Source organism: Mesorhizobium sp. RCAM 06353 (assembly GCF_059683585.1).
The window spans coordinates 433,287-449,924 of the sequence record NZ_JCASIY010000002.1 but is presented as its reverse complement, the minus strand read 5'-3'; the positions used below and the strand labels follow the sequence as shown (position 1 = coordinate 449,924).

The 16,638-nt window shown below is 57.6% G+C and carries 8 protein-coding genes and 5 pseudogenes; 7 read left to right on the top strand and 6 right to left on the bottom strand.

Annotated elements, in window-relative coordinates:
* Window positions 1-101: 101 nt before the first annotated feature.
* A complete protein-coding gene (locus tag AC56QX_RS38385) occupies window positions 102-1,271 on the top strand; it encodes a M24 family metallopeptidase (RefSeq protein ID WP_497118518.1) in 1,170 nt (389 codons plus the stop codon).
* Window positions 1,272-1,324: 53 nt separating this feature from the next.
* Here the strand turns inward: AC56QX_RS38385 and AC56QX_RS38380 are convergent, their stop codons facing one another.
* The 3 genes and pseudogenes from AC56QX_RS38380 to AC56QX_RS38370 all read right to left on the bottom strand — a co-directional run.
* Window positions 1,325-1,552 (bottom strand): M20/M25/M40 family metallo-hydrolase, encoded by a 228-nt coding sequence (locus AC56QX_RS38380; RefSeq protein WP_497118882.1) that lies wholly within the window; start codon window positions 1,550-1,552, stop codon window positions 1,325-1,327.
* 121 nt (window positions 1,553-1,673) lie between these two features.
* Window positions 1,674-3,302 (bottom strand): IS1634 family transposase, encoded by a 1,629-nt coding sequence (locus AC56QX_RS38375; RefSeq protein WP_497112866.1) that lies wholly within the window; start codon window positions 3,300-3,302, stop codon window positions 1,674-1,676.
* Window positions 3,303-3,780: 478 nt separating this feature from the next.
* Window positions 3,781-4,215, bottom strand: a pseudogene (locus AC56QX_RS38370) (aminotransferase class III-fold pyridoxal phosphate-dependent enzyme); the annotation flags it as partial.
* Between the two features lie 973 nt (window positions 4,216-5,188).
* On the opposite strand from AC56QX_RS38370, the gene AC56QX_RS38365 reads away from it, so the two are divergent.
* Together AC56QX_RS38365 and AC56QX_RS38360 are read left to right on the top strand one after the other, a co-directional pair.
* The gene (locus AC56QX_RS38365) at window positions 5,189-6,292 is read left to right on the top strand and encodes a DUF2817 domain-containing protein (protein ID WP_497118517.1); all 1,104 of its coding nucleotides are present in this window, start codon (window positions 5,189-5,191) and stop codon (window positions 6,290-6,292) included.
* Window positions 6,293-6,581: 289 nt separating this feature from the next.
* On the top strand, window positions 6,582-7,739 hold the full coding sequence (locus AC56QX_RS38360) for a M24 family metallopeptidase (RefSeq protein WP_497118516.1): 1,158 nt from the start codon (window positions 6,582-6,584) through the stop codon (window positions 7,737-7,739).
* 1,180 nt (window positions 7,740-8,919) lie between these two features.
* Here the strand turns inward: AC56QX_RS38360 and AC56QX_RS38355 are convergent.
* Window positions 8,920-9,612 (bottom strand): annotated as a pseudogene (locus tag AC56QX_RS38355) (IS1595 family transposase); the annotation flags it as partial.
* 559 nt (window positions 9,613-10,171) lie between these two features.
* Here AC56QX_RS38355 and AC56QX_RS38350 point away from each other — a divergent pair.
* The 3 genes from AC56QX_RS38350 (at window position 10,172) to AC56QX_RS38340 (ending at window position 14,268) form a co-directional block, all read left to right on the top strand.
* Complete coding sequence (locus AC56QX_RS38350; protein ID WP_497118515.1) at window positions 10,172-11,500, top strand: aspartate aminotransferase family protein; 1,329 nt, start codon at window positions 10,172-10,174, stop codon at window positions 11,498-11,500.
* Between the two features lie 14 nt (window positions 11,501-11,514).
* Window positions 11,515-12,618: a phosphotransferase gene (locus tag AC56QX_RS38345; RefSeq protein WP_497118514.1), complete on the top strand. Its 1,104-nt coding sequence runs from the start codon at window positions 11,515-11,517 to the stop codon at window positions 12,616-12,618.
* Between the two features lie 654 nt (window positions 12,619-13,272).
* Entirely contained in the window at window positions 13,273-14,268 is a 996-nt protein-coding gene (locus AC56QX_RS38340) for a succinylglutamate desuccinylase/aspartoacylase family protein (protein ID WP_497118513.1), read from the top strand.
* Window positions 14,269-14,460: 192 nt separating this feature from the next.
* Here the strand turns inward: AC56QX_RS38340 and AC56QX_RS38335 are convergent.
* Window positions 14,461-14,642: pseudogene (locus tag AC56QX_RS38335) on the bottom strand (IS630 family transposase); the annotation flags it as partial.
* Window positions 14,643-14,759: 117 nt separating this feature from the next.
* Here AC56QX_RS38335 and AC56QX_RS38330 point away from each other — a divergent pair.
* Window positions 14,760-15,796, top strand: a pseudogene (locus AC56QX_RS38330) (IS110 family RNA-guided transposase).
* Between the two features lie 268 nt (window positions 15,797-16,064).
* Here the strand turns inward: AC56QX_RS38330 and AC56QX_RS38325 are convergent.
* A pseudogene (locus tag AC56QX_RS38325) lies at window positions 16,065-16,316 on the bottom strand (transposase); the annotation flags it as partial.
* Window positions 16,317-16,638 lie beyond the last annotated feature (322 nt).

Sequence of the window (16,638 nt, the reverse complement as noted above, 5' to 3'; positions counted from 1 at the left end):
CCGTTATGGAGGCGTTGCCGTCAAAATAGACTACGAAGATCGTCGATTGCCGTCCGCCGGGCGTGGTCTGCTAAGATAACCTGTTTCTTTGGGGTACGAAAATGCTGCGATTTGAGCTATCCGAATATCGGAGCCGTCTCGAGAAAGCCCGCCAGGCTATGGAGCAGGCTGGTGTTGATTTGCTAGTGGTCACTGACCCTGCAAACATGGCTTGGCTGACCGGTTATGACGGATGGTCATTCTACGTGCATCAATGCGTGGTCGTTTCGAAGGACAAGGATCCACTTTGGTTTGGCCGGGGGATCGATGCCAATGGTTGTCGCCGCACTGCCTACATCGGCGAAGATCGGATCAGATGGTATGAGGACCATTACGTTCAGTCCGATACTCTTCATCCGATGACGGTCCTTGCAGACGTTATTTTCAGTGAAGGGCATGCCTCTGCGATTATTGGGGTCGAGAAGGATAACTACTTCTTTACGGCTGCCGCATTCGAAGTGCTTTCAGCTTCGCTTCCCAACGCGAAGTTCAAAGACACGAACCGACTGATCAATTGGCAGCGTATCATAAAATCTCCCCGGGAAATTGAGTATATGCGGGGAGCTGGCAAGGTTATCGAAGGCGTGTATCAACGCATCTCCGATGTGCTCCGGCCAGGTATGAAGCAGTCTGACGTGGTCGCGGAAATCTTCCACGCAGGAACGCGTGGTAACGGTGGCTTCTGGGGAGATTACCCCGGAGCCATGCCAATGATCGGGGCCGGCGCAGATGCTTCAGCGCCACATCTCACTTGGAGCGATCAACCGGTGAGAGCCGACGAAAGCATCTTTTTTGAGCTGGCTGGCGTGCACAAGCGTTACCACTGCCCGCTCTCACGAACGTATTATCTTGGGAAGCCGACACAGAAGATCCTCGACGCGGAAAAGGCCGTTCTCGACGGTATGAGGGCGGGGCTCGAGAAGGCAGTGGCCGGAAATCGCTGCGAGGACATTGCCAATACCTATGCCCAGGCACTTGCTCGATACGGCTTCGTTAAAGCGAGCCGGTCTGGATATTCGATTGGCCTTGCGTATCCGCCGGATTGGGGCGAGCATTCCGCTAGCTTTCGAGCCGGCGACAAAACCGAGTTGCAGCCAGGCATGACCTTCCACTTCATGTCAGGCCTTTGGTACGGGGATTGGGGGATCGAGATTACCGAAAGCATCCTGATAACCGAGAGACAGGTTGAATGCCTATCCAACGTTCCGCAGCAGCTATTCGTCATCGATTGACGCTCTCGGACCGTCAAATCTTAATTGGTCCGACTTTCATTGTTGGTTCAATATTACACTGAGACAAATGGTTTTGATAGATATGGAGCAAGTTTCTGTACAGTTACACAATCGTACGGAAAACTCGGACTGTTGATTTCATCTTCCCCCTCCAGAAAGACCTTCACATTCATAAGGGCAGGCGCCTCGGACGATGAGAAAGCAGCGATAGTTTCTAGCGCGATTGCAGTCGAGCCTTTGTCGTCAGATGCACCGCGCGCATAGAGCCGTCCGTCTCGTATCGTTGGTTCGAAAGATGGAGCTACCCAAGCCCCACTTAAACACCGCCTGTAAGAATATGTTATTATATCAGCACGTTAGGCGCGCGCCGGCGCGTGTTACCACTACATTTTGGGGATGATCTCAGGCGAGTTGTTCGTCGAGGTTGTGTGGCAGAGCGATGCCAGATGCCTTGAAGACGTTGCCCACTTGGCCCGTAACGTGGGTTCTGGTGGTGATGATGCGACCATCCTTTTCTATGGTGGCTTCCTGGAGGCGGTCGAGATCGCGTAGGAGCGGCTGCCATTCGGGCGTCAGGCCTTTGGCCCGGCAGAGGCGGCGCAGTTCCTTGCTGAGCACGAGCGCCAGGAACGAGCAAAACACATGCCCGCGGATGGCGGCATCGGATTGGTGGAAGATCGGCCGGGTATTGAAGGTTGCCTTGGCGGCGCGGAACAGGCTCTCGACCTCGAGCAAATCGCGATACCGCAGCACGGCCTGGAGCGGGGTCACCTTCGCGTTGGTCCGCACCACGGTGAGGCCGTCGTACCGGGCTTCCTCGGCAAGCTTGCCGACATCGATCTTGAAGTTCTTGCCGCTGGCCTTGAGGTAACGCCGGTAGGCCGAGTTGCCGACCAGTGCCTTGTCGCCCTTCTTGAGCTGTGCCTCGAGGCCGGCGATGATCGCCTGGCGGTCGGCCTTGTCCTTCTCGGCCTCGGCGTCATTGCGGCTGACAATGTAGCGGTCTTTACCGACCTTGACCTCTTTGACCCACAACTGAGTTTCACCGCGCTGGCGCTCGAGAACGAGCGGAACCATCGGTGCCGCGTCATTGAGCACGACGTTGTGGATCACGCTGCTCGAGCGTTCGCGGGCCCCCAGAATGTATTCCATGCCCAGCTTTTCGAGCGCGGCGATGGTATCGGCGCTGATCATGCCGCGATCGGCGACAACGCAGGCGCGTGTGACGCCGAAGCGCGTTCGCAGCCGATCGACCACCGGCAACAGGACGGTCACGTCAGCGGTGTTGCCGGGCACCATCTCGGTGCAGATCGGCCGGCCCTCGGCATCAACGACCAGCGCCAGGATCATTTGCGCCAGATCGGGGCGGAAGTCCTTGGAATGCCCGCGCTTGCCCAGCGTCTCGCCGCCCGCGCCATGGAAGGACAACGAGGTTGTGTCCATGAACACAAGGCTGAGGTCGGTGAACAGGTCCTGCCGGCGCGCGAAGAGCTTTTCCTCGATCACGTCTTTCACGCAGCGCGCCACCAGCGCGCCTTGCGCCTTTTCGCCGAGTTCCTCGCCCAGCCACGCCATGGCCCGGTAAAAGTGATGGAGCGCCAGACCCTCGGCGCCCTCGATACCATAATCGGCCATCCAGTTCGCGCAGTCGCGGTCCGAGCCGGACACGAACAGCCGATGCAACGTGCCAATGAACACCGCCCGTTCCACCGCAAAGCCGAACTGGCGCCCCTCCAGCACCTCTTCCAGCACATCGCCGATCCCGAGCCGCTGCCACAGCCGCCCGAACAACAGCGGACCGCCAATGCGGCGAGAGGCAATCCGCCCCGCGTCAATGTCGGACAGGATGAGGCTGCGTTCGCCATGGCGCGCAATCGAGGCCGCCAATCTGTCAAGTTCGCCGCTGGCAACCAGCGCATCCTTGCGGCCCAGCGCCTTTATCGTGCGCTGGCGAACGGTTTTGCCGTCGCGGACACTTTCCACGAGGTAGAGATAGCGGTGGCCGCGCGCGACTCTCTCAACGACAAACATGCCAGCGTTGTTAGCGAATAAATGCCGTCAAATCCATACAGAACCACGATAACAGCACAAATGTTGTTACCACACATTTTCGCGCCGGAAATTCAAGGCAAGTGAATTCAATAGCTTAACTGACAGCGTTCGCCATCCGTTCACCTCCAACTGTTCAAGTCGGGCCAAGCTTCAAGCGGGTCGGGAGGCTGTACATCATAGTGTCCATAGATGAGCAACGTAGGTTTTCCGGGTGCACTGTTCCAAGCACCATAGACAGCGGGATGGCCTCCGCCATCGAGAAGCTGGACATCGCTCAAGCCCATGCTTTTGAGCCAGGTCACCAGAAACGTTTGCGCGTCGCGCATCCCTCCTGTGAAAGCCGGGTTCGTGCTTTGGGCAGACGCAAGAAAGCGCGAAGTCTATCTACAATGTCGTTCTGGCGGCTGAGAAGCTATCGTACAATTGCATCGATGTGCATCGTTCTTGCCTCTACCCATTAATGTGCGGCCATGGTCACATCGCAGTTTCGGCCTTTAGCGCGATAGGTCGTATCGACCGCTTTTCGCGGTCGCGTCGACGATGATGTCGATTTCGTTCCGGGTCATGATCAGAGGCGGGGCAAATCCGAGGATATCGCCGTGCGGCATGGCTCGGCCGATGACACCGTTCTCAAGCAGGGCAGCGGCGGCACGCGCGCCGACCTGCAGTTCGGGCTCAAAAGGTACGCGCGCTTTGGGATCCCGCATCATTTCTAAGGCGGACAGGAGTCCAACGCCGCGAACTTCGCGACAATGGGATGTCCCTGCAGTTCGGCTTTCATACCGGAAAGCCAATGGGGCCCGACATCCTGGACATGCTCGAGGATGTTTCTTTCCTTCAGGACTTGAATGTTGCCAAGTGCAGCCGCCGCGCAAAGCGGTGCGCCGACATAGATTCTGTCCTGGATTGCGCCGGACCTGATAGAAGAATGCGCCGTTGCCCGACGCGAGGAGCACGTTTTTGATCTGCACTTTCAGTCACTTGATTTCTGTCGGACCTCGTTGATGCAGTTCGATCCGCTACCCGCCAAGTATGTGTCGCCGGCATTGGGTGTTCCGGACAGTGCCATCGCGTTCTTAGATGGCTGGCGCCTTATATTACTTTAGAGCCGGCCGTCGCTCTGGTGTTCATTATGGCTGCCGCGCTTGATGTTTTCTCACCGGCGCATCGCGGTCGATCCGCGCTTGAAGCCCGCTCGCGCTCCGACGGCCGCCGCCTCGCATGCCGTTATCTCGTCATTAGAAGACACCAATCTGAAAACTGAATTGGACGCCCGCAGCCACGGACTGTCTACTGTAGAGCGATAACATGGTACTAATTGCAGCCTCTAGGACACTCCAGATGAACTTGTGCGTTTTCGCAGCGGTCAACGTAACGCAGTACCTTGCATCCAGCCTGAATCTGTCAATCTTAAGCAAGGCATTGCTCTTTTTGGCCAAATAGTATCTGACCCGACGAAAGCCCCGGTGCGTTTCTTCGATTGTTCGCTGTCACGCTAAGATGAGCGCGCGCCAGCCCACGCGGATCGATGCGAATGGTATCAGCGATCTGCCTGAACGACTCCAGGACATTATCCGACGCCGGATGGCCGATCGATTTCTGTAGCCGCGGCGTCCGCGGTGCTCGATGTGTCAGAGCAGGATGTGCGTGAACGCGTTGTCGTGAACGGCGGGACCCCTGCCGAACCAGCGCACAATTTCAGAAAGGAGGCCCTTCATTGCTGTAATTCTGCTCTAAGAAAATAGGAAAAGCGGCAGCGTTACAGCATGTCATGGTAGTCTTGCCGTCAATGACGGTAAGTGTCTTCGCAGAACTGACTATTCGTTCCCAAATCCGGAGACGAACCAAGGGTGGAGCTAAGCGGAATGAACTTTGACATAGTAAAGCAGGTCGCCGCAGTTGATTTTTCTGATAGCTATCTGGAAGCTAGGCAGAAATTCGTGACGGCGGCGCCAGAGTCGAGGGCGTATCAGTGCAGCGCAAAGGGCCCCTCGGGCGAGGCACTATTCACCGATACAGCCTATTTCGGTCGCGCGGATGCCAAGAATCTCTTGATCCTCGTTTCCGGCACGCATGGGCCAGAAGGTTACCATGGGTCGGCAGCGCAACTGCTATTTTTGCGAGCAAAGTTCCACGAGGAGCTTCCGCCCTCCACGGCCGTGCTCTTCATCCACGCACTGAACTGCTACGGGTTTGCCTGGGATCGCAGGTCGACTGCCGAGGGATGCGACCTCAATAGAAACTGCATCGACTTTTCAAAACCGGTGCCCCCCAACCCCGAGTATGAAGAGTTGGACGAGTATTTCGTTCCTGCAGACAGGTCAGAGGAGGGAACCCGGCGCGCAGAAGCTGCGCTCGCCCAATATCGCAAGCTGCACGGCGAGGAGGCTTGCCGATCGGCGATGGGGCGTGGCCAGTACACGAAGCCTGGCGGCCTGTTTTATGGCGGGACCGAGCCTACGGAAGCCAGGCGAACCCTCGAGAAAATAGTGGCCGACTTTGACGTAGCAGCCCGCGATAACGTCATCATCATCGACTACCACACCGGGCTCGGTCCTTACGGCTATGGGGAGTTGCAATGCGAGCAGTCGTCCGGACTCAGCGGCTATGAGCGAGCCGTCAGCATCTTTGGCCCGTCCGTGACGTCGCCGGATATAGGGAATTCTTCCTCGGTCGCCATACCTGGGACGCAAGACGCATTTTGGGAGCGCATGTTAGGCAGCCGGCACACCTATGTTGCCCTCGAATACGGAACGTACGCTATTTCGACAATTATGTCCTCAATACGCGATGAACACTGGCTGTTTAGGTATAGACCAGACGAGGTTGATTCCGAGCTGGGGAGGCAAATTCGGAATGCCACCAAGCGGCATTTCTACCCCCAGAAGCCGGATTGGAACGAGATGGTTCTTTGGAGAGCGCACCTGGTGCATCGGCAAGCACTCGATGCGCTTAAATCTGGAGACTAGCTGGCTACCGAAAAACCGGCCCCAGTGACGTCTCACGTCAAGGCGGGGTGCTCTTCAGACCATGACGCTCGCATCGCTCCACACGCACTTCTGCCGTTGTGCCTGGCGAGCCCATCCAATCGCAGCTGGCAAAGAGCGCAGCGTTTAATCGAGTCAATCGCCTCGAGGGTGGGCTTCTGCATCAACAAACCTGAGACGACTGGACTGGTATTTTGGATTCAAGAGTAGGCGCGGCGGGTGTATTCGTCCCGTCAAATTGATCGACTGAAACTTCGAAAAGGAGCTATCTATGACCGCGGTCAAATTAATTCCCTTCACCGGTGCCCCGTTCCCGAAGTCAGAATACGAGCGACGGCAGAAGAAGGTGGTTGAAGCGATTGCCCGAGCCGAGCTTGACGCACTCGTGGTCACCGCACACGGTCATCTCCAGTATCTCAGCGGATACGATGGAATGGGTGCGTATTTCATGCCGTTTCCGTTGATCCTGGTGCCTGGGAAGGCACCAACATATGTAGTCCGGGAATACGAGCTCACTGGCGTTCGCGCGGAAGGCTGCATCGATGAGATGGTTGGTTATACCGAGCAGCCCGATTTTGCCAAAGTATGCGCCGATGTTCTTCGCCGGTTGGGATTGGCAGGCAAGAGGGTAGGTTTCGAGCTGGGCTGCTGGAACCTCGCGCCGGCCGATGTAATCGCGTTGCAGGCGTACCTCCCGGAAATGAAGGTTACCGATGCCTCTCGCCTGGTCTCATCCGTAATGGCTGTGAAGAACGAGCTGGAAATCAAGGCAATGCGCGATGCGATGGCCATAACCGACATGGCCGTGGGCGCATTTCAGCAGTCGCTCCGGGCTGGCATCACTGAGGCTGAAATGGCGGCGGCCATCCACGGTGAGGTCAGCAAAGCCGGTGGCGAGGACGTCAGGCTGGTCTCAATCGGGTTCGGTGAACGCACGAAGCTGCCGCATACGAAACTGACGCGCCATCCAATAGGCAACAACGAACCTGCGATGGTGGAAGTCGGCGGCATGAAGCAAGGCTACGTCGGGCCGCTGGTCCGCGGCGCTGTGCTTGGCCGGCACCCTGAGACCGAAACTCTGCACGCCTTGGCGGAGGAGGCACTTGAAGCCGCCATCGCCGCGATCAAACCAGGTGTAACGGCGGGAGAGGTGGACGCGGCGGCCCGCAGGGTGATCGAGCGATCTGTGCGACCGCAAGCCCTTAATCACCGGGTTGGATACCAAACCGGTGCCCCCTGGGGCGAACGTGGCAACATCAGCCTGGAGCCTGGCGCAACCGACGTCCTTCAGGCCAACATGACCGTCCATATGCCCGTCATTCTCCTCGGGGAAGGTCGTTACTTGTTTGGCTGCAGCGAGACCGTCTTGGTGACGGAGCGCGGAGCGGAGATACTCAGCAGTACACCACACACGCTCTATCGCGCGTGACGCGTCGACGGCGCCGGCGATTCGCCGAATGACAGGTCTGCCTGTCTACGACATTACCACTCTTTGCCGAATGACCTTGGCATCCGTCGCCTGAAGGAGGTGAGCGCGTCATGCCGGGTCAGCATCGCTGCCGGCCTACCCGGTTGTGAGGTGTGCGGTCCCTTTGCCGACGAGCAAAGGGACCGCATCTCTAGTCTTGCTGAGTCAGAAAGCCGCGGCTGCGGGTTCGCGCTGGTCGCGGATTTGTTAGGATGATGTTGCTTCGTAATTAGGGAAACGCCCCGCCATGCCCGACTGGACAGCCGGGAGTGAAGCCAATTCGACGCCCATGTCGATGCATTGATAGGGGTGATCGGCCACGCCGACCGAGCTGAGTCGCTGAAGAATTATTGCCTGGGACTCTGATGCCGATGGAGCGCAAGAGCGGGGAACCGTTGGCGGCCGTCACGGCGCCGTCGAACCCGCGCTCCAGCACCGCATTCACGATCACCCGAATGCGGCGTAGCGGATGGTCGCGTCGCACCTGCTTCAAGGTCCTCCACATAGCTGAACAACTCCCCGACCGCTCGTCTCCACCGCGCACGATAAACTCCCACCTCTTGGTGGTCGGAGTGAATCACGAACCCGGGGCTGTCGCGAGCCCTTTTTCAAGAGCCAGCCAGGAGGAAAGAAGCCTGCTTGGCGTCTTCGCCGCCTCGCATGCCGTCATCTCGTCGCTAGAAGACACCAATCTGCAAACTGAATTGGACGCCCGCGGCCGCCCGCTGTCTACTGCTGATGCTTAATTGGAGCGACGCAGGCAACCTAAAGGTCGTTACGTCGCGATAGTCTATCGGAAGTTGCAATATACCAACGCCAACGGAGTCCTGAATGGCACCGCACCCCGAGCGCTCTCTAGGAATTCTCAATCTGGAACGCGGGGAGGCCTCGGATGCCATGCCGACCGATCGGCCACACGGCTGCTTGCTGAGTTCGACAACTTACGGTGTTCCCGTAATCGCCGAGGCCGTTGCGGGTGCATGGGTGGACATGGTGGTCCCGGGCGCGCCGGAGCTGGAGTCAGCCTGCATTGCCGCAGCCAAGCGCCTGGTCGAGCGCGGCGCAGTCGTGATAACGGCAAACTGTGGCTACTTTATCCGCCACCAAGCTGCCGTCGCTGCGACAGTGAATGTCCCCGTGGTGTCATCAAATGAGCTCCCGATTCGATCTGCGCTTCAATGACGCGTTCGCTTGCTCGCGCCGAGAGGTCGGTCACGACCGCGGCACGCGCGTCACCGGCCGGAGTGCCGGGCGTGACGTCGGTCGGCCGCTGCACCATGGCCATGACTGGCGTTTTGTCCGTATTCGCCTGGCCTTTCCGGCCCCGTCCCGGAGGTGGGTCATCCGGCCGCTTTCGGGGACTTCCCCCGAGATGGAAATGGTCGATCTCAACCGTGCCGACGAGCATGTTCTCCCGCGCCACCATGAGACGCAGTGCATGTCCCATCCGCCAGGCCGTTGGCTGGCTCACCCCGAGCGCCTCGGCCAGGCGCACCGACGACAAGCCCTTGTCGGATTGCAGTAACAGCCACATTGCCTTCAGCCAAACACGCAAGGGAAGCTTCGTGGAGTGCAGAGGCGTGTGTGTCGTCACCGTGAACTGGAACCGGCAATCGCCGCTGGAACATTGATAAAGACCCGGTCGGGCGCGACGCTTTCCGGTATCGCGGCCGGCAATCGCAATCGAACGTTTGTATCCGCAGGCGGGGCAGATCCGGCCATCGGGCCACACCATGCTTTCCAGCAACCGACGGCAATGCTGCTCATCCCGGAAGGCCGCGATCATTTCTTCAACAGTCCGAATGTTGGAAAGCGCTGCAAGCATTTCAGGCATTCTCATCTCCTGCAGATCAGCCCGAAGAATCGCATGAAAAGCCATAGGTCACAAGGATATTGCGGTCTTTGGTTGATAAAGACCGCGTACGATTTCGCACTGCTCTTGTTCCGACCCCAGCTTCGTCCGCGGCGGCGGGAGAAGATGTGGGGGCATCGCAGGGTGACAGACGGCCGTCGGATATGATGCGCAGCGCGCTGGCGAAATGGCGCCGGAGCAGCGCGGCCGACTCGCGCCGTGCTTGATGCCAGTTCGCGTCGCTCCGGCCGCCGCCTCGCATGCTTATCTCGTCATTAGAAGACACCAATCTGCAAACTGAATTGGACGCCCGCAGCCGCGGACTGTCTACTGCCGTGCGAGAACATGACCCTAATTGCAGCCTCTAGGACACTCCAGATGAACTTGTGCGTTTTCGCAGCGGTTAACGTAACGATTGCAGTACCTTGCATCCAGCCTGAATCTGTCAATCTTAAGCGAGGCATTGCTCTTTTTGGCCAAATAGCAGCTAACCCGACGAAAACCCTGGTGGTTTTCACCGATTGTTCGTTGTCACGCTAAGATGAGCGCGCGCCAGCCCACCCGGATCGATGCGAATGGTATCAGCGGTCTGCCTGAACGACTCCAGGACATCATCCGACGCCGGAACATGGTGCTTGGACCGGGCTACCAGTTTTCCGAGACTATTCCGGTGGAGTTTGTATCGAGTTTTGGTGCCCACCTGATAGACAGTGACGGCAATGACTATCTCGACGCGTTTAACAACGTGCAGGGCGTTGGGCACGCGCACAGGCATGTGGCGGACGCCGTCTCCCGCCAGATCTCAACGGTCAACACTGATACACGCTACCCCCAGGAAGCGCTGGTCGCCTATGCCGAGCGGCTACTTGCAACATTCCCAGCTGAACTGTCGAAACTAAGCTTGCCCTGCACTGGATCTGAAGCAAATGATCTCGCAATTCGGGTCGCGAGGTACCATACGGGCGGCGAGGGTATCATAGTTACGCGCTGGGCGTTTCACGGTCGCACTCGTGAGGTCGCCAGTTTTTCCCCAATGCTGGGGTCAGGATCTCCGCTCGGACCAAACGTCCGACTTATTGCCGCTCCTGACCCCAGGTTCTGCGGACCCCAACAATCCCTTGAGAATTATATGCGGGATCAAGTGCGTACCGCAATTATTGATCTCGAACGGCATGGATACAGGCTAGCAGCCTTGATTGCCGATTCCGCGTTCACTTCCGACGGCATTTTTACTCACCCTGTGGGCTTCATGCAGGCAATGGTCGACGAAGTCCATGCCGCTGGTGGCCTTCACATTGCTGACGAGGTCCAATCAGGGTTCGCTCAGATCGGAGATTCGATGTGGGGGTTCAGTCGGCACGGGGTGGTTCCTGACATCGTCACGATGGGCAAAGCGATTGGGAACGGTTTCCCCATCTCTGGCGTCGTCTTCCGCCCGGAGGTATCTGACGAATTCGGACAGAAGGTCAGCTACTTCAACACATTGGGCGGCCGATCACTTTCAATAGCCGCGGCATCCGCAGTGCTCGATGTGTTCGAGCAGGAGAATGTGCGTGAACGCGTTGCCGTGAATGGAGCGGTCTTGCTGGCAGGGCTTGAAACGCTGACACGGGATTCTCCTTATGTTGCGGAGATCCGAGGCAGCGGGCTGTACCTTGGTGTCGAGATCGTCAAAGACAGAGAGACACTCGAGCCCGATCCCATTCGTTGCGAAAGCATCATCAAGAACCTTCGCGATCGTCGAGTTCTGATCAGCCGGACCGGCCCCGCAGGTAACGTGTTGAAAGTGCGTCCTCCAGTCGCTTTCACCGCTGCCGATGTGTCTCGATTCCTTGAGACCTTTGCCATCGTAGCGAAACAGCGGCTCTAGAAGGCTCTAGCAACATGAACAACTTACCCAACGCAATGCTGCAACGGCTCTTGGCGGAGAGCAGCCTCCTCTCATCAAGTCAATCTATCGACCCCTTGTTGCTGAACAACATGCTTGAAATGCACTATGGGCTCAGCGGACAGGTTGAACGATTGGGCAGTGAAAAGGGCCATACATTCAGGCTCAAAGCCGATGTGAATAACTACCTCGTAAAGGTGTCACCGTCTGATGAGCCTGAACCAGTTACGGCTTTGCAGATTGCGGTGATGCGTTATCTTGATGACGCCGCTCACGCCTTGCCGATTCAGCGGATCAAGCGTACCCTTGGTCAGAGGGATGGCGTTCCAATCGACTTAGGCGATGGCACCTGTCGAACACTCAGCGTTTTCTGCTTTGTCGAAGGCCTTTTATGGGAGCATATGGATGCCAACGTTGAGCAGTTGACCAAGGCGGGAGACATGCTCGGGCGAGTAAACAGTGCGCTGCGATTATTTGGGCATCCAGCTGCCGCGCGCAGCTTAGTTTACGACATTAGGCACTTTAGCCATTGGGCAGGACTTGTTGAGTACGCGCCATACCCCCAGCATCGACTGATGGCTCATCGGGTCTTCAAGCTCTTCGAAGAAGTCGTGCTGCCGAGGCTGCCGAATCTTGAAATGCAAGTGATCCACGGTGACTACGCTCCGAACAATGTCGTGGTGGATCCGCACAGCGATGACTTCGTTAAGGCCATCCTTGACTTTGGTGACACTGTCCATAGCGCGGTGATCTTCGACCCTGCGAATACGGTCGCGCACCTGATCGGCCGCACGCAAGATCACCCCTGGCAGGATGCCGTTACCTTTGTCGCCGGGTACGAGCAAAGCCGGCCGATAAACGAGTCAGAACTTCCACTTTTGCCAATTGCGGCTCTCGCGCGGCTCACCATGCTCGCGTTGATCAGGTACTGGAAGGCGGAGCGAGCACCTGACCAGAGCGAGGAGCTAATCGCTAGTGCCGAGTACTACTGGACAAACCTTGAGCGAGCGATGACCGTACCACTGGATGACGTCATCGCGCGATTCCGCCACCGCGCAAGTGAGTACCCGAGCGCAGCGACCGGTAGCGCAGGCGGCTAGAAAGCGCACATGGACTGCGCGTGAAGGCCTGCATGAATTTCAAAATCTGCGGAAAGGATATCAAGACGGCCGTATCCGCAAAGGTGTTTGTTCGCAGTTGTTCGGTCGCTTTCGGTAGGGCCGCAACTGTTCACCCATCGACTCCGAAGACTTCCAGGTCGGCGCTTTGCGCATGAGGGACAGAATTTAACGGGGCCGGGCGACCTTAGTCAGACGACGCGCCAGCGCCCGTTCGAGAGGCCGGTGCCGTTATCCTCGGCAAGATAGCCACTGCGGAATTTGGTTGGAAACGAACAACAGCCCTCTCTGCAGTCAATGGAATACCTGACGGCTGGCGGCTGTCTGGCGGTGCTGCAGCAGCAGCGGTCCTCAATCTTAGCTTCTTCATCAAGGTAGCGGTGCGATAGGTGGCGGGCGTGACGAGAACTTTCGGCTTCAGCCGGCCTTCGCGTCGTTCCGGAGCCATACTTCCAGCCCAAAGCAGACGAAGCAGCCATGCCGGTTCCGAGTCTATATCAAAACGAGATGTCGACGATCAGCAAACTGAATTTGACCTCAGTATCCGCGACGGAAGATAGTCCCGGGTCGCTCCACTCCTGATTGCAGGATGCAGCGAAAAAGTCTGGCAAAAGTGATTTCGAAGAAAGCCGAACAATGAGCGAAGCACCGCACCTAACGTTTAATATCGACGCGCCTGGCTTGAGCACGGGGCATCTCGTTGTTCCCAAAGGTGCCGACTGCGAAGCTCTTTCGATACCGGTCTTCAGCCTCAATAGAGGCGAGGGACCACGCCTTCTAATCACTGGAGGGAATCACGGCAATGAATTGGAGGGGCCAATAGTCGCTCGGCGGCTTATGGAGTGGCTGCCCGAAGTCCAAACTTGCGGGAGAATTGTCATCGTACCGGTGCTAAATCCGCCGGCCGTGCGCGCATGGAGCCGAAACACACCGGTCGACGGCTCAAACCTCAATCGAATGTTTCCGGGACGCGACGACGGCTCGGTAAGCGAACGTATTGCAGATGCGGTTTGTCGAATGCTGGTGCCAGAGGCCGATACCATATTTGATCTGCATAGCATGGGACCAACGTGGGATTCTGCGCCTGCGGTCATTACGCATCCTATTGCTGATGCCGATCTCATGGCCAAGACACTCCGTCTGGGAGAGTCCTTCAAATTACCGGTAACATTGCTTTGGGAACACAATGAGACTGCTGGAATGTTCGATAGTTGGGTGCATAGCCAGGGGAAGGTATTCATTTGTACCGAATTTGGTGGTGGCACCGTTGGCTTCGAAGATCTGAAAATCTATGAGACTGGCGTACGCAACGGTTTAATCACGCTTGGCCTGATCGAGGGAACAGTAGACATTCCGACCTACCGTCAGCAGAAGCTTAGTCAAACACTTGAAACGTTATTGTCCGACAAGGTAACATCACCAGACACGGGCATCTTCGAACCTCGATGCTCGGTGCTGCAAAAAGTGGAGCAGGGAGACATAATCGGCAAGTTGCATCCGATGGATTCAGTGTCGGCCCAGTCCATCGATATCTGCGCACCTTCAACATCGATTGTCTGCACTATCAAATCGGGTGCGCATGTCAGCGTTAATGAAGAGGTGGCTATCATAGCGAGACCTCTCAAACGCTGAAAGTTGATTTGAGTGTCGATGTTACCAGGCAGAACAGGACGCCGTTTCGGTGGGTAGGCAAGTGATGGCTAAGATCATGAGAAGCGGCCGGAGGGCCCATAGCATTCTCCGCTCAAAACTGGCCCAGCCATACAGACGAGTGGTCGAGTGAGCCTACCGGCGCGGCAGCGGTGTTGCTAGAGCACGTCTGGTTTAATCCGGGTCATAGCCTGCGGCCTTGAAGTAGTTCTGGCATTCGGCTGGGGTGAAGAGGTCGACGAGCGATCCGACGGCGTTCCACAGGGCTGTGATGTCCTCTCGGCTTTGGCGCGCATAAGAGCCTTGAGTTTTGAGAAGGCGTTTTCGATCGGATTGAAATCGGGGCTGTAGATGGGGTATTCGGCTTAGCGCCCTCTCTTCAAGGCTTCGTGTGGAGAGGCGCTGCGCTTCGAGTTGATGATAGACGTGGTCTGTTCAGGAACAGCCACAAGCATCAGGAAAGGAAGCGCGGCATGGACCATTATGCGGGGTTAGACGTTTCGGTGAAAGAGACGTCAGTATGCATCATCGACGAAACAGGCAAGGTTTGCCGTGAAGTGAAGGTCCCGAGCCACCCGGATGACCTTATCCGGGCTCTGCAGGACCCAACCTGGCAACTGGCGCGCGTAGGGCTTGAGGCTGGGCCATTGTCGCAATGGCTGTTCAGCGGACTGGCGGCAGCCGGCTTGCCGGCGATCTGTATTGAGACACGGCACACGAAGGCGTTTCTAAAGGCGCAGGTCAATAAGAGCGATCGCAATGATGCCGCGGCATTGCACAGATGATGCGGGTCAATCTGTTCCGGCCGGTGCACGTCAAGACGCTGACCAGCCAGAAACGCCGTGTCCTTTTGAGCGCCCGTAAGTTGCTGCAGGAGAAGGCAGTTGCCTTCGAGAACGACATCCGCGGTTTGTTGCGCAACTTTGGGCTCAAGGTCGGCACCGTCGGTGCAGTCAATTTTGAAGAGCGAATTCGCGAACTCGTCGAGGACGAGCCTGAGATCGGCGACATCATCGAGCCGTTGCTGGCCGCCCGGCGGAAACTGCGCGAAGAGTTCGCGAAACTCCATCGGAAGCTGCTGTCGATCGTCCGAGGTGACGAGGTTTGCAGGCGCTTGATGACGATCCCCGGCGTCGGACCTGTCGTCTCTCTGGCCTTCAGTTCCACAATCGATGTTCCGGCCCGCTTCAGCAGCTCGAAGGCCGTTGGTCCAGCGTTGGGTCTGACGCCGGTACTCAATCAGTCCGGCGAAAGTCGTCGCGTCGGCCGCGTCTCACTATGCGGCGACGGCATGATGCGCACGCTCCTCTATGAAGCCGCCCAATGCCTGCTGACGCGTGTGACGAAATGGTCTTGGTTGAAAGCCTGGGCGATGAATGTCGCCAAACGACGGGGTCGTCAGAAGGCCGTCGTCGCGTTGGCGCGGCGACTGGCAGTGATCATGCATCGCATGTGGAGCAACGGGACCGAATTCCGCTGGACGAGGGAAAGTATGCCGGCAGTTGCTTGACGGGTCTTCGGGAAGGAGAATAACATTCCGCCAGCCGGCGGAAAGACGTCCTTCGCGGGACGATGGATGAGATGAGTTCGTTGCCGCCCTGGTTCCGACCGCATATTGCGATCAGGACGCGCTGTAGATTGTTCCGTCTTGTCCTTCTAATCCCATATTGGGAGGGCCGAGACGCGCGCCGATCCCGGAGAGAAGCAAGAGCCCGCGAGAGACATCACAAGCCGGCAGAGTAGAATACTCGAAAGTGCTTGACCTCAACACGCCGAATAGAGAAGGGCGGCAGGAACATGAGCCTTGCGCCGGCGGTCTCGATCGCGTCCCGAACGCCGGCCGCCTTGTGGGCGGGCAGGTTGTCCATCACGACGATGTCGCCCTCCGACAGGGTCGGGACCAGCACCTGCTCGACATAGGCCAGGAACACGTTGCCGTTCATGGCGCCGTCGTAGACGAATGGGGCGATCATGCCCGTCAGCCGCAGTGCGCCGGTGAAAGTGGTGGTTTTCCAATGGCCGTGCGGCACACACTCAAGAGTGTGTGTCCGCGCCTTTGTTCCAAGCCGCTGTCCCAACTGAAGATCAATAAGTGCGGGGCAGCGTCGCAAGCGGACTGCTACCCAACAGCGATGCAAGGTCCTTAACCTCGCCGCCTACGTCTCTGTCGTCTGCACGGTTAATCAACAGACCGCATCGATACCCTATGACATCGCCGCTGATTGGCTATGCACGCGGCTGACGAACGGCGGCTCCGGACGTATGAGGGACGTTGAAGGACATATTGGTTCTAGATGCCTCCGATATACAATCAGCATTTGACGGAAGGCGCCAAGCGATGGATGTTCGACG